The following is a 13,762-nucleotide window of genomic DNA, read 5'->3' on the forward strand; positions in this document are numbered from 1 at the left end:
GAGCGGGAAACGAGACTCGAACTCGCGACCCCGACCTTGGCAAGGTCGTGCTCTACCAACTGAGCTATTCCCGCAACTACCTTAAAACAGGCCGTACAGCATTTGGTTGCTTGCGCTACTGTACGGGAGCCGAATTATAAGAGCAGTCATTCCAATTGCAAGGGCTTTTTTGTCTGGTTGCGCGCGTTCGCTCAAAAGCTGGCCGAACTGTCGATTTTAGCAGCCAGCGCATGACAAACCCTTGCCGGGGAATCAGATCTTGAAGACGTGGCTGCGATAGAACTGCAGCTCGGCGATGGATTCGCGGATGTCGTCCAGCGCCTGGTGGGTGCCGCTCTTCTTGAACTGATCCAGCAACTCCGGCTGCCAGCGGCGTACCAGCTCCTTGATGGTGCTGACGTCGACGTTGCGGTAGTGGAAGAAGGCTTCCAGATCAGCCATGTGCTTGACCATGAAGCGGCGATCCTGACCGATGCTGTTGCCGCACAGCGGGCTGGTGCGCTCCGGCACCCACTGGCGAATGAACGCGAGGGTCTCGGCAACGGCTTTCGCCTCGTCATGCTGGCTCGCCTTGACCCGGGCCACCAGACCACTGTTGGTATGGGTGTTGACGTTCCACTCGTCCATCTTGGCCAGCTCTTCGTCGCTCTGGTGAATGGCGATGACCGGCCCTTCGGCCAGCACGTTCAGGTCCTTGTCGGTGACGATGGTGGCAATCTCCAGTACCACGTTCTCTTCGGGGTCGAGGCCCGTCATCTCCATGTCGATCCATACCAGGTTCTGCGCGCTGACTGTCATGATTACTCTCTCTGTTGGGAGGAATGGCGGAATTTTGCCAATTTGCATGTATCATACTGGCTTTGGATCTGTTCATAAACTGGCGAATCGAGTGGCAAAGAAAGCAAAACTCAATCTGGGTCAACAAAGACGCGTCCAGGCCAACCGCGAGCGTCGGCTGCAAAAAGAGCACACCACAGAGGTGGATGACACCCTGTTTGGCCCGGCCATCGAAGGGGTGGTGATCAGCCGTTTCGGTCAACACGCGGACGTGGAAGCGAGCGATGGCACCATCCACCGCAGCAACCTGCGGCGCAGCAGCATCAGCAGTCTGGTCTGTGGCGACAAGGTGGTGTGGCGTCCCGGCCTCAATGCCGCGACAGCGGGCGTCATCGAGGCGGTGCATCCGCGCCACTCGGTACTGACCCGGCCGGACTTCTACGACGGGGTCAAACCCATCGCCGCCAACATCGACCAGATCATCATCGTCTCGGCGGTGATGCCCGAGTTCTCCACCAACATCGTCGACCGCTATCTGGTGGCCGCCGAGGATGTGGAGATCCGCCCCCTCATCGTGCTGAACAAGGTCGACATGCTCGATGATGCCGCCAGAGCGCGCATCGAGAGCCAGCTCGAAACCTATCGCAAACTCAATTACGAAGTGCTGCTGGTGAGCTGCGAGAGCGGCGAAGGGCTCGATGAGCTGAAAGCCGCACTGACCGACAAGATCAGCATCTTCGTCGGCCAGTCCGGGGTCGGCAAGTCGTCCCTCACCAATGCCCTGATGCCGGGGCTGGATGTGCTCACCGGCGAGATCTCCGAGAACTCGGGGCTCGGCCAGCACACCACCACCACGGCGCGGCTCTACCACTTCCCGAGCGGTGGCGATCTCATCGACTCCCCCGGGATCCGCGAGTTCGCCCTCTGGCATCTGGAGGCCGACCGCATCACCTGGTGCTTCGTCGAATTCCGCGACTATCTGGGTGGCTGCAAGTTCCGCGACTGTACCCACAAGGACGATCCCGGCTGTGCCCTGCGCGCCGCGGTCGACGCGGGCGCCATCAGCGCTGATCGCTTCCACAACTATCACCGCATCCTGGAAACCATGCAGGAAGCCCGTCACGGTCGCCAACAGGCGCGCCTGTGACCCTAATAAACCTACGTTGATGATGAACATGAGCATTACTGACAACCTGAAAATTGCCGGTCAATACTGTCTGCCCAAGCACGCCCTCTCCCGTCTGATCGGCAAATTTGCCGCTGCCGAAGCGGGCAACATCACCACCAAAGTGATCGAGGCTTTTATCAAGCAGTACAAGGTCGACATGAGCGAGGCGCTGCACGAGAGCCCGGCCCACTACAAGAGCTTCAACGAGTTCTTCACCCGCGAGCTCAAGCCCGGAATCCGCCCCGTGGTAGAAGATGCCATGACTCTGGCGCTGCCGGTGGATGGTACCGTCAGCCAGCTCGGCCCCATCCAGCAGGGTCGCATCATTCAGGCCAAGGGCCACGACTACAGCGCCCGCGAGCTGCTGGGCGGTTATGAGGATCTGGTGGCACCGTTCAAGGATGGCGACTTCGCCACCATCTACCTGGCGCCCAAGGATTATCACCGCATCCACATGCCGCTGGACGGCGTACTGGAGAGCATGGTGTTCGTGCCGGGGGATCTCTTCTCCGTCAACCCGCTCACCGCCGAGAACGTGCCCAACCTGTTTGCCCGCAACGAGCGGGTGGTCGCCACCTTCCGCACTCCGCACGGCCCCATGGCGCTGGTGCTGGTCGGTGCCACTATCGTGGCCAGCATCGAAACCATCTGGGCCGGCAACATTGCGCCGACCAAAGAGAAGAAGGTGGTGCGCTGGGACTACACCGGCGACGAGGCCATCACCCTGCAAAAAGGCGCCGAGATGGGGCTGTTCAAGCTGGGCAGCACCGTGGTCTGCCTGTTTGGCCCGGGCATGCTGGCCGGTTTCGAGCCCCATCTGGCCAACGGGGTCACCACCCGCATGGGTCAGCCCTTTGCCAAGCTGGCGGAGCAGGCATGAGCGAGCAACCGAACGCCTCGCAGAAGAACAACCCGCTGCACGGGCTGACGCTGGAGGCCATCGTCACCGCGCTGGTCGAGCACTATGGCTGGGAAGAGCTGGGGCAGCAGATCAATATCCGCTGCTTCACCGATAATCCCAGCATCAAGTCCAGCCTGAAGTTCTTGCGCAAGACCCCCTGGGCTCGGGAGAAGGTCGAAAGCCTCTACCTCTACGTCCAGCGCAAGCAAGCCAAATCGAAGAAGGAAGGGCAAGATGGCCTTTAAGATTACGTACACCTATAAAAAACAGGCCAAAGAGCTCGGCTATGCCAACGACAAGTTCCGCAGCATCTACGACGCCATCGCCGCAGCCGAAGGGCTGGATCTCTCCAGTTTCCACGCCATGGAGGCCCAGCTGGCTCAGGTATGTCGCCGTGACAAGAAAAGCGTGAAGGATTACCAGGAGAACTACTTCAAAGAGTTGGGATTCTCCAACATCGTCATCGAACGGGACAATCTCGAAGAGGATCAGGAGTAACCATGCGAACCTTGATTCTGATGGCCGCCTCTCTGCTGCTGGCGGCATGCAGTACACCGGAACAACATCTGGTGGGCAGCGATCGCGACAGCCACGGCTGTATCGGCAGTGCGGGCTATCAGTGGTCGGCGCTGACTGGCAAATGTGTGCGCCTGTTTGAAGAGGGTATCCGGCTCAATCCGACCGATGCCGGCCAGACCAGCAGCGCGTTCGTGCTGTTCAACACCGATCAGAGCAAGGCCGAGCTCACCCTGCCCACTGGCGAGCAGCACCAGCTTGCCCGTCAGGGCATGGAAGGCAACTGGTCGTGGCAGGGTAGCGGCTACACCCTCTTCCCCTGGAAGGGCTATGTGCTCAAATCCGGTGACAAGGTGCTCTATCAGGGGGAGTAACCCGAACGCCTGATATCTTCCCGATATCCGCCAAATAAAATGCCGACCCAAGTGGTCGGCATTTTTGTATGTGAAACAGACTGTTATCAGGCGCGGCTAAGGTAATCGGCCTGCCCCACCCACTTGTAGCTGGTGAGCTCGGTCAGCCCCATGGGGCCACGAGCGTGCAGCATCTGGGTCGAGACCGCCACCTCGGCCCCCAGCCCAAACTGGCCACCATCGGTGAAACGGGTCGAGGCGTTGACGTAGACAGCCGCCGAACCGGCCCCGTTGACGAAACGCTCGGCGTTGGCCAGATCGTTGGTCAGGATGGCATCGGAGTGGCCGGCGTTGTGCTCGCGCATATGGGCCAGCGCCTCGTTCACATCCGCCACCAGCTTGACCCCCAGGGTCAGCCCCAGCCACTCGGTATCGAAATCCTCCGGCCCCGCCTCGCACAGGTTGTCGGCACCCGCCAGCAGCGTCATGGCGTTGGCCGCGGCCACCAGCGTCACCTTGCGCTCGTTCATCAGCGTCACCAGTTGCGGCAGGAAGGTGGCTGCCACCTTCTCGTGTACCAGCAGGGTATCGAGGGCGTTGCAGGCGGAGGGGCGCTGCACCTTGGCGTTGTCGATAACCGCCAGAGAGCGCACCAGATCGGCGCTCTCGTCGACGAAGATGTGGCTGATGCCAAACCCGCCGATGATGACCGGGATGGAGCTGTTCTCCTTGCACATCTTGTGCAGGCCGGCGCCACCGCGGGGGATGATCATGTCTACATAGCGGTCGAGGCGCAGCAGCTCGCCGACCAGCGCCCGATCCGGGTTGTCGATGTACTGCACCGCCGCCTCGGGCAGACCGGAGGCCGCCAAGGCATGCTGGATCACCCGCACCAGTTCCAGATTGGAGTGGAAGGTCTCGCGCCCGCCGCGCAGTATGCTGGCGTTACCGGTCTTGAGGCAGAGGCTGGCGATGTCGATGGTGACGTTGGGGCGCGCCTCGTAGATGACGCCGATAACCCCGATGGGCACCCGACGACGGGAGAGACGCAGGCCATTTTCCAGCACCCGGCTATCCATTTCGGCGCCGACCGGATCGTCCAGCGTGATCACCTTGCGCACATCTGCCACGATACCGGCTAGCCGGGCCGGATTGAGCAGCAGGCGATCCAGCATCGCCTCTGACAAGCCCGCTTCACGGCCGGCGGCGATATCTTTCGCGTTGGCGGCGAGGACCTGCTCACTGCGCGCTTCCAGCTCGTCGGCGATGGCGGCCAGTGCCCGATTCTTCTGCGCCGTGCTGATGGTAGCCAGCTGATAGGCGGCTTCTCGGGCCGCCTGCCCCATTTTCTCCAGACTCATCTCATTTCCCTTTGTTCATGCTGTGCCGCCCTGATTAGAGCAGCACCATATCGTCTCGATGGATGGCTACTGAACCATATCCATAGCCCAGTACCTGCTCAATCTGATCCGAGTGGACGCCGCGCAGTTTATCCAGCTCCAGATGGTCGTAACGGCAGATACCGCGCGCCAACTCGGCGCCTTTGGGATCAAGAATACGCACCACATCGCCCCGAATGAAATCGCCCTTGACTGCCACAATCCCCTTGGGCAGCAAGCTGGAGCCTTTCTCCTTCATGGCGGCCACTGCGCCCGGATCCACATGCACTTCGCCGTGAGGAGGTGGGCCTGCCAGGATCCAGCTCTTGCGTCCTTCCAGCGGGGACGCCAGCGCGGGAAACAGGGTGCCAATCCGCTCACCCTTGGCAAGACGGCCAATCACCTCCGGCATCTGGCCGGTCGCGATCACCACGTTGACACCAGCTCGACGGGCCACATCGGCGGCCTGCAGCTTGGTAGCCATGCCGCCGGTGCCAAGGCCGCTGACACTGTCACCCGCCAGCGATCGCAAGGTATCGTCGATGGTCTGCACCTCTTCAATAAGCTGGGCATCGGGATTGGTGCGCGGATCGGCGGTAAAGAGCCCCTTCTGGTCTGTCAGCAGGATCAGCAGATCCGCATCCGCTAGAATGGCGGCCCGTGCGGAGAGGTTGTCGTTGTCGCCGACCTTGATCTCGGCGGTCGCCACCGCATCGTTTTCGTTGATGACCGGAATAATGCGGTGATCGAGCAAGGTGCGCATGGTGTCGCGGGCGTTGAGGTAGCGCTCCCGATCTTCCAGATCGGCGCGGGTCAGCAGCATCTGGCCGATATGCAGACCGTAGAGGTTGAACAGATCCTGCCATACCCGAATAAGCTGGGTCTGACCAACCGCCGCCAGCATCTGCTTGTTGGGAAGGGTTGGCGCCAGTGGCGGGTGACCCAGATGTTCACGCCCGGCGGCGATAGCTCCTGATGTGACAACCACGACCCGATGGCCGTGACGGTGCAAGGCCGCACACTGTCTGACCAGCTCGACCATATGGGCACGATTGAGCTGGGAAGACCCCCCTGTGAGCACGCTGGTGCCCAACTTGACGACTATGGTTCTGTTTTCCATGGGAGCATAAAGGCTAAAAAATAAGGAATATCTTTATACCCACGGCCATGGGGCCCTGCAAGGCAATTCCATAAAGGGTGATGAAAGGATGGGGCAAGAGTCTCCCTGCGAGCTCGTCACAACCTCTCGCAGGGCATCAGAGGCTCAGGCAGCCGTTACACTCAACTCGTTGGTCACCTGTTCGGCAGGCACTAGCTGACACTCGAGCGAGGCCAGTTTGTCACTGATCAATTTGTAGAAACGGTTGAGGGTCCGTTCCACCTCGACCTGGTGCTTCTTGGGGATCGGCTTGTCGAGCCACTCGCCATCGGCATTGTACAATCCGAACTGGTAATGGTAGCGGAACAGATGATCCTCCTGCTCCAGCACCAGCCACCAACCCCAGAACTCCCGCTTGTCTGGCGCCGGTTTGGCACTGACACAAACGGAAAAACTGTCGAAACGGTAACGCCCCTCTTCACAGAGATCCTCACGCAAATAGGGGCCAATGGCAGCAAACTGTCTCAGCAGTCGCTTGTAGGTCACTCTTTCAGACATGTTAACCTCCCTGTTAAACAAGCCGCGCCACCTCGGGATGGCGTCAGTCCTTCAGCGCATCAGATACATAGATGCTGTTTCAGCCACTCGACGATTTCGTCCAGCGCCTTGTCATACACCTCAAGCAAGGGCTGCTTGTCGAAGACGATGGCCTTGCCGTTACGACTGGCCGCCGCCAATGCCCGTACATCCTGCTCGGGACAGATGAAATCTCGTTTGTGTCCAATACTCAATATCGGCACAGAGGTGCGAGTCCCCAGTAATCCCTGCGTTTTCAGTGAAAATACCTGACACTTGGTACGCATGGTATCCCAATGAGCCGCATCAGCGCCCAACCGGTTGGCCAGGCTGTCCCGCATCATGCGCGGGCACTTGGCAAACAACTCCTGATTGGTAAACACCTGATTGACCCCGGCCCCGACACAGACCACGGTTTTGAGCTTGAATGGCTCGATAAAGGCCAGACGTGCCGCCACATTGCCTGCCAATCGCATACCGACCATAGCGATACGCTGATGATCGACCCAGGCCACTTCGGAGAGATAGTGCAGCACAGCCTGATGAAGGCGGCTGGTATCCTGTACCAATGGCCAATGCTCGGCATAGCCGATGCCCGGCATGTCGAGGGAGAGCATACCGATGCCGTTGGGCTCGAGTCGCTTGAGATAGAAGTTGAGGAAATCGAGCTGCAGAGAGTCGATCCCCCCGCTGATGATCACCAGAGGCACCGGTTTGTCGGTGGTCGGCAGGTGGAGATAACCCTGAATATGCTTGCCGCGAAAGGGCACCTGGATCTCTTTGAGCGGCACCTTGAACAACCGGCCCGCCTCGCGATAGGCCATATTGCCAAGCAGCTGGGCCTGATCCGCCAGTTCATCATCCTTGAGATGGGGGTAGCTGGCGATGGAATAGTAGCGCACCGCCTTGAGCAGCTGTTTCAAGGCGCCAGCTGCATCCCCCTGCTCACGCAGTTCGCGCCCAAGCTTGAAGTAGTTACCAGCCACCTGGCTCCACTCATAGATCCAGTTGCCAGGCACATAGCCCTTGATGGTATCGAGATAGCAGTCATGGGTGCGTTCACCGGTCGCCATGGCGATGCGGGCCAGAGTCTGCTCAACCTCGACCGGGTCGGCCCCCTGCCAGGCCCAGGAGGGGCGGCGCAGCAGGCGATACCAGCTCTTTGACATGGAGCCGTCGATAAACATCTCGTCTGACTCTGCTTCGGCAATGTCCGCCGGGCTGGAGTTGGAGATCTCGGAAGTTTCCAGCACCTTCTTGACCCGGGTAAACAGCTTTTCGGTCAGATTGAGGTCGTCGTTCAAGTCCAAGATTGTGTCCCATTCATATCAGGCAATAGCTCATCTTAACCACTTTTACTGCCCATCAGCCACCCTGCAACAGATTGATACACAAAAAACAGGGGCTCCATCAAGGAGCCCTGTGAAACCATTCTTGCCGCGTGCGGCCAATTGACGCTCTGAACGTCACATCCCGATCCCGTTACTTTTCGTCGCAGATCGGTGTGGCGAACTCCAGCGCCATATCCCACGGCTGTTCAATCCAGGTATCCTGCGGGATTGCCACTTCGAAATCGTCCAGCAGCGCTTCGCCCATCGGCTTGGCGAAGATCGCGATGAACTTGGCTTTCGGGTAGAGCTCGCGGATCGCCTTGGCGGTAGTGCCGGTGTCTACCAGATCTTCCACCACCAGCCAGCCTTCGCCGTCACCGGCGGTGGTGGCAGCTTTAACGACTACCAACTCGCGCTGGCTGTCGTGGTCATAGCTGGAGATGCAGAGGGTTTCCACATTACGAATGCCAAGTTCACGGGCCATCAGGGCTGCGGGCACCAGACCACCACGGCTGACCGCGATGATACCTTTCCACTGGCTGACAGGCAGCTGACGACGGGCCAGACGGCGAGCTTCACGTTGCAGGTTGTCCCACGACACATAGAACTTTTTCGGCATGTTATCGATCTCGAATAGTTATTTAAAAACAATCACTTAAAATAAAAACATCCGCAATTCTCCCTGCGGATGCCAGTAAATGGCGGCCCTTGCCCGACTGAATTCAGATTGCACTTCGGCTGCCTCAGGGCTAAGCCTCGGCAGCAAATCTGATAACAATGGAAGCAAGATGGGCTTATCCGGCGATCGGTTAGATGATGTGTCCAAACCGCGGACAGGCTGTTGGGCCGATATGATAGCACCGTTTGCAGAGAAAATGCCTGGCAAACGTATGCCAAAAACAGGAAAAATCGGCATCACCCTCTCCATTCGGCATATCTCGAGCGCCAAACGACTAACCTGCCGTCCCTGCTGCCGAGTCCAAATGAACTGTGCGGCAAATCGCAGATAAAAAAATAGCAGGGGGAGGATTTACCTCACGCACCTGCTGCTTTCTCGCCTCTGCCTGGTTGGGCTGCTCGTCTTAGCGACGTGTGACGAAGGGGTTAGGGTAGCTGAAACCCTGGGTATACAAAGAGGGGGCAAACCAATAGGTTGAGTTGCTGCCTGGCATATTGAAACTCCTGATTGCTTAACAAGTTACGTACCTTTAATGCGGGCTCAAATCCTTGAACGAACACTCGGTTCCATGGAGGCGCACTTGCTTTGCTTCGGTTCCCTGGAGGCTTTCATCGTCATCCTGACGGGTGGCGAACCACGGGAGCTAATTTACCAGTCGGTGCGTAAAATTCAATATTTTTGTGAGATAGGTCACACATTTTCTTTTCTATCGATCAGCGTCGTCCGAACCTGACGATCGTACTGCCTGGTTGCCATCAGCCAGCACAAGCTGCCTGCGATTTGCGCTGATTGCTCACATTTTTGTGTGATTGACTGTATTATCGTTATCCTCTTCCCCGGCCCGCTGATGGGGCCCTGTTAATTCCGTGCTGGTAAGGAGTCCCGACGTGGCACAGCTTAGCTCTCTCTCTCCCAAACTGATTTGGCATTTCTTCGAACAGATCTGCTCCATTCCCCACCCTTCCAAACATGAAGCCAAACTGAGCGCCTGGATCATCCAATGGGCTCAAGGGGAAGGTCTGGCGGTCAAGCAGGACAAGGTCGGCAACATCATCATCAAGAAACCGGCCACCCCGGGGATGGAAAATCGCAAAGCAGTGGTACTGCAGGCCCACATCGACATGGTGCCGCAGGCCAACGCCGACACCAAACACGACTTCGCGACCGATCCCATCGATGCCTATGTCGATGGCGAGTGGGTCACGGCCCGTGGCACCACTCTGGGTGCCGACAACGGCATCGGCATGGCCGGTTGCTTGGCCGTACTGGCTGACAAGACCATCAAGCACGGTCCGCTGGAAGTGCTGCTGACCACAGACGAAGAGACCGGTATGACCGGCGCCTTCGGTCTGGAAGCGGGCTGGCTGGAGGGCGAAATTCTGCTCAACACCGACTCCGAAGAGGATGGCGAAGTCTATATGGGCTGCGCTGGCGGTGTGGATGCCAATATCCGCTTCCCGCTCGAGCTGGTTGATGCCAGCGAAGGCGAAGCGTTCGAACTGGCCGTGAAAGGGCTGCGTGGCGGTCACTCCGGTTGCGATATCCATCGCGGTCGTGGCAACGCCAACAAGCTGCTGGTGCGTCTGCTCAAAGCAGCCGAGCCGCTGGGTGTTCGTCTGGCCGAGATCCACGGCGGCACGCTGCGCAACGCCATCCCGCGCGAAGCCCGTGCCACCCTGCTGGTGCCTGCTGTCAGCGTAAACGAGTTCAAGGCGCTGGTTGACCGCTACACCGGGATCTACCAGACCGAACTGGCCGCCACCGAGCCGAACCTGACCGTGCTGGTCAACAACGCCGCCAAACCGGCCAAGCTGATGAGCGTCTCCCTGCAGCAGCGCCTGCTGGATGCCCTGATGGCCTGCCCGAACGGCGTGATGCGCATGAGCGATGCCATGCCCGGCGTGACCGAAACCTCTACCAACCTGGGGGTCATCAAGACTCAGGATGGCGAAGTGTACGTCCAGTGCCTGATCCGCTCCCTGATTGACTCCGGCCGCGAGAGCATCGAGCAGATGACCCGCTCCCTGTTCACCCTCGCAGGCGCCAGCTGCGAATTCACCGGTGCCTACCCGGGTTGGGCGCCGAACGTGGACTCCCCTGTCATGGCGCTGGTTCGCAACAGCTACCAGACCCTGTTCGGCACCATGCCCAACGTCATGGTGATCCACGCCGGCCTCGAGTGCGGTCTGTTCAAGAGCGCCTATCCGGAGTGGGACATGGTCTCCTTCGGCCCGACCATCCGCGGTGCCCACTCCCCTGACGAGAAGGTACATATCCCGGCAGTCGAGCGTTTCTGGCAACTGCTGGTGCACGTGCTGGAAGCGATTCCGGCCAAATAACCCGGCCTGCGCCACACGGCAAAACAAAGCCCCGCACTGCTGCGGGGCTTTTTGTTGTCTATTCCAACCCGACGTTGGCGCTTACCGAATGCCGCGGGCCTCGCGGATCCACTCCCAGGCTTGCTGGATCTCCTGGGTCTTCTCCTTGGCCATCTCCATCATCTCCGGCGGCAACCCTTTGGCGGCCAGCTTGTCCGGGTGATGCTTGCTCATCTCCTTGCGGTAGGCGCGCTTGATATCCTGATCGCTGTCGCTCTCGCTCACCCCCAGCAACTGGTAGGCATTCTTGAGGCGATCCGCAGAGGGTGCCGCCTGCCGATACTGCTGGCCACCGGAATGGCTCCCCTGATACTGGCCATGAGCCTGATTGAAGAAGTTCATCTGCGCTTCGGCCATCGCCAGAATACGGGCCAACTCGATGCGGCTGAAACCCAGCTCGTCGGCAATGGTATGCAGAATGGCGCGCTCGCCCTCCTCCACCCGCCCGTCGGCAAAGGCCGCCTGCAACTGCACTTCGAGGAAGAAGCGCAGAATATCGCGCTGCCCCAGACTGGCACGGCGGAACTCGGCCAGGGTCTCGCGTAGCGGGAAGTCGGCCTCCTTACCGAGACGAAACGACTCCTGTGCCCGGGCACGCTGCTCCCCCACCAATCGCATCCGATCCATCAGGTTGGAGGCAACCCGGATCTCCTGTTCGGTCACCTGGCCGCTGGACTTGGCGATATGACCCATCACCGAGAAGGTGGCGTGGAAGAAGACGGCTTGCTGTTCCTGACTCGGGCCGCGACGAAACGCCCCCTGCAGCCCCATGCCACGGTCGAAACGGTGGCCGATCCAGAGGCCAATCAGGGCGCCGATGATATTGCCGAGCAGAAAACCGAAGAAGGCGCCCAGCACCTTACCCCAAATACGCATGGTTCAAGACCTCTTGAAGTTAATGAGTGCGGGCCTGGAGCTGGTCATCCAGCTCGCGCAGACGGTCGACCGTGCCGATATCGCGCCACTCGCCAGCGAGCAGGCTGCCGCCCACCCGCCCTTGCGCCATCCAGTCACGGAGCAGGGGCGCCAGCTTGCGGGCACCGCCCGCGAGACCGGCAAAGGCCGCCGGATCATATAGTCCGACCCCGCTGAAGGTAAACGCTGGCGTATCCACGACTCGCCCCCCTTGCAGGGCAAAGTCCCCGCTCGGGTGTTGGGGCGGGTTGGGCACCAGCCAGAGGTGGGCCAAGTCATCGCCAAGGGGCTGGCTGACCAGAGTGCGATAATCGAGATCGAGCCAGGTATCGCCGTTGATCACCAAAAAGGGTTCAGAGCCCAGCAGTGGCAGCGCCTGCACGATGCCGCCCGCGGTCTCCAGCGCGCTCTCCTCGGCCGACCAGTGGATGGTCACACCAAGCGCACTGCCATCACCAAGGCTCTCGACCAGCTTGTGGCCGAGCCAGGCGTGGTTGATCACCAGCTCGGTCACGCCAGCTGACTTCAACTTTTCGATATGGTGGACGATGAGCGGTTTGCCCCCCACCGCCAGCAGCGGCTTGGGCAACAGGTCGGTCAGCGGGCGCATCCGCTCGCCACGGCCAGCGGCCAGGATCATCGCTTTCATGGTTTAACTCCAGCGTTGGCGATCCCTGGCAACACCACCTGCTCCAGCCACTGACCAAAACGGGCCAGTACCGGATAGGCGCCACCGTGAGTGCGACAGACATCCACCACATAGCCGAGGGTGCGGGGAATATCCTTGAGATAACCGGACTTGCCGTCGCGATGATAGAGCCGGGTGAAGATCCCCGCCGCTTTCAGGTGGCGCTGCATGCCGGTCAGGTCGGCACCACGGCGGAAACTGGCATAATCGAGTTCACCAAGCAGCCCCGCCTGTTGCAGGGTGGCAAAACCGTGGCGCATCCCTTCATCGATCACCTCATCCGGCCAGCGCACGTAGCAATCTTTGAGCAGGGAGACCAGGTCATAGCTCAGGGGCCCGATCACCATGTCCTGAAAATCGATGATGGCCAGCCGGCTGCTCTCGGGGGTATCTCCGCCACATACCATCAGGTTGCGACTGTGGAAATCTCTATGCATCACCCCCTGCGGCTGGGCCAGATTGCAGGCAGTGAGGCAAGCGAAGGTCTCGTCCAGCAGTTGCTGCTCTTCATGGCTCAGGCTCAGTTGCAGATGATGGCCAAGCAGCCACTCGGGGAAAATGCTGTTCTCCCGCGCCATAAATGCCGCATCGAAGGGTTCAAGCGCCAGTTCAACCGCCCCTAGGCGGGGCAGCAAATCAATCGCCTTGCCATACCAGGCCAGTACGTTGTGTTCGTTCAGGCAGCTGATCAGCTGAGTATCGCCCAGGTCACTCACCGCCAGCAGACCCTGTTCGTAGTCCACCGCCTTGACCTCTGGCGCCAACAGCTGACGCGCCTGCATGGCCGCCGCGTTACGAACAAACTCATGATTTTTTTCGGTTTTCGGATTGGCATCCACCCAAACCAGACCACCACCGCGATAGTAGCGACGGAAGCTGGCATCACCGGAAATGAGGGTCAACTGAAGATTGGCATCACCGGAAATACGGCGTGCCCACTGCAATAGCAGGGAATCGCGATCGTGCATAAGTAGAGGACCAAGGTGGAAAGCAGCACTTGGC

The 13,762-nt window shown here is 59.7% G+C and carries 15 protein-coding genes and 1 tRNA gene; 6 read left to right on the top strand and 10 right to left on the bottom strand.

Going from position 1 to position 13,762, the window contains the following annotated elements:
- Position 1 precedes the first annotated feature (1 nt).
- Both G5137_RS16830 and orn read right to left on the bottom strand, forming a co-directional pair.
- Positions 2-74 (bottom strand) — tRNA-Gly (locus tag G5137_RS16830).
- Between the two features lie 178 nt (positions 75-252).
- Positions 253-798: an oligoribonuclease gene (gene orn / locus G5137_RS16835; protein ID WP_216980192.1), complete on the bottom strand. Its 546-nt coding sequence runs from the start codon at positions 796-798 to the stop codon at positions 253-255.
- Between the two features lie 91 nt (positions 799-889).
- Between orn and rsgA the strand changes: the two genes are divergently transcribed.
- Genes rsgA through G5137_RS16860 form a run of 5 tightly spaced genes read left to right on the top strand, consistent with a single transcriptional unit; the run spans position 890 to position 3,736 of the window.
- Positions 890-1,924 carry a small ribosomal subunit biogenesis GTPase RsgA gene (gene rsgA / locus G5137_RS16840; RefSeq protein WP_204356927.1) on the top strand — a complete coding sequence of 345 codons (1,035 nt, stop codon included), beginning with the start codon at positions 890-892 and terminating at the stop codon, positions 1,922-1,924.
- Between the two features lie 28 nt (positions 1,925-1,952).
- Positions 1,953-2,825: an archaetidylserine decarboxylase gene (gene asd / locus G5137_RS16845; protein ID WP_064341070.1), complete on the top strand. Its 873-nt coding sequence runs from the start codon at positions 1,953-1,955 to the stop codon at positions 2,823-2,825.
- Positions 2,822-3,091 carry a VF530 family DNA-binding protein gene (locus G5137_RS16850; RefSeq protein WP_005349372.1) on the top strand — a complete coding sequence of 90 codons (270 nt, stop codon included), beginning with the start codon at positions 2,822-2,824 and terminating at the stop codon, positions 3,089-3,091. Before asd ends, G5137_RS16850 begins: the two co-directional genes overlap by 4 nt.
- Complete coding sequence (locus tag G5137_RS16855; RefSeq protein ID WP_216980190.1) at positions 3,081-3,344, top strand: DUF2960 domain-containing protein; 264 nt, start codon at positions 3,081-3,083, stop codon at positions 3,342-3,344. The genes G5137_RS16850 and G5137_RS16855 overlap by 11 nt, the downstream gene beginning before the upstream one ends.
- Positions 3,345-3,346: 2 nt before the next feature.
- The gene (locus G5137_RS16860) at positions 3,347-3,736 is read left to right on the top strand and encodes a hypothetical protein (protein ID WP_216980189.1); all 390 of its coding nucleotides are present in this window, start codon (positions 3,347-3,349) and stop codon (positions 3,734-3,736) included.
- A gap of 86 nt (positions 3,737-3,822) precedes the next feature.
- On the opposite strand, the gene G5137_RS16865 is transcribed toward G5137_RS16860, so the two are convergent.
- The 5 genes from G5137_RS16865 to gpt form a co-directional block, all read right to left on the bottom strand.
- Positions 3,823-5,076: a glutamate-5-semialdehyde dehydrogenase gene (locus G5137_RS16865; RefSeq protein WP_421205967.1), complete on the bottom strand. Its 1,254-nt coding sequence runs from the start codon at positions 5,074-5,076 to the stop codon at positions 3,823-3,825.
- A 34-nt stretch (positions 5,077-5,110) separates the two neighbouring features.
- Complete coding sequence (proB, locus tag G5137_RS16870) at positions 5,111-6,214, bottom strand: glutamate 5-kinase (RefSeq protein ID WP_279497509.1); 1,104 nt, start codon at positions 6,212-6,214, stop codon at positions 5,111-5,113.
- Between the two features lie 144 nt (positions 6,215-6,358).
- Positions 6,359-6,751 (bottom strand): sigma factor-binding protein Crl, encoded by a 393-nt coding sequence (crl, locus tag G5137_RS16875; protein ID WP_421255695.1) that lies wholly within the window; start codon positions 6,749-6,751, stop codon positions 6,359-6,361.
- Between the two features lie 59 nt (positions 6,752-6,810).
- Positions 6,811-8,079: an esterase FrsA gene (frsA, locus tag G5137_RS16880; RefSeq protein ID WP_216952943.1), complete on the bottom strand. Its 1,269-nt coding sequence runs from the start codon at positions 8,077-8,079 to the stop codon at positions 6,811-6,813.
- 172 nt (positions 8,080-8,251) lie between these two features.
- The gene (gene gpt / locus G5137_RS16885; protein ID WP_005339007.1) at positions 8,252-8,719 is read right to left on the bottom strand and encodes a xanthine phosphoribosyltransferase; all 468 of its coding nucleotides are present in this window, start codon (positions 8,717-8,719) and stop codon (positions 8,252-8,254) included.
- Between the two features lie 947 nt (positions 8,720-9,666).
- Between gpt and G5137_RS16890 the strand changes: the two genes are divergently transcribed.
- On the top strand, positions 9,667-11,118 hold the full coding sequence (locus G5137_RS16890) for an aminoacyl-histidine dipeptidase (RefSeq protein WP_219594688.1): 1,452 nt from the start codon (positions 9,667-9,669) through the stop codon (positions 11,116-11,118).
- Between the two features lie 81 nt (positions 11,119-11,199).
- Here the strand turns inward: G5137_RS16890 and djlA are convergent, their stop codons facing one another.
- From djlA to G5137_RS16905, 3 genes are read right to left on the bottom strand one after another with little or no spacing between them, the layout of a single operon-like run.
- Positions 11,200-12,033 carry a co-chaperone DjlA gene (gene djlA / locus G5137_RS16895; protein ID WP_421206012.1) on the bottom strand — a complete coding sequence of 278 codons (834 nt, stop codon included), beginning with the start codon at positions 12,031-12,033 and terminating at the stop codon, positions 11,200-11,202.
- A gap of 19 nt (positions 12,034-12,052) precedes the next feature.
- Positions 12,053-12,721: an N-acetylmuramate alpha-1-phosphate uridylyltransferase MurU gene (murU, locus tag G5137_RS16900; RefSeq protein WP_421206013.1), complete on the bottom strand. Its 669-nt coding sequence runs from the start codon at positions 12,719-12,721 to the stop codon at positions 12,053-12,055.
- The gene (locus G5137_RS16905; RefSeq protein WP_421255696.1) at positions 12,718-13,728 is read right to left on the bottom strand and encodes an aminoglycoside phosphotransferase family protein; all 1,011 of its coding nucleotides are present in this window, start codon (positions 13,726-13,728) and stop codon (positions 12,718-12,720) included. Before G5137_RS16905 ends, murU begins: the two co-directional genes overlap by 4 nt.
- Positions 13,729-13,762 lie beyond the last annotated feature (34 nt).

Source organism: Aeromonas sp. 600282 (genome assembly GCF_049175755.1).
GTDB lineage: Bacteria > Pseudomonadota > Gammaproteobacteria > Enterobacterales > Aeromonadaceae > Aeromonas > Aeromonas veronii_A.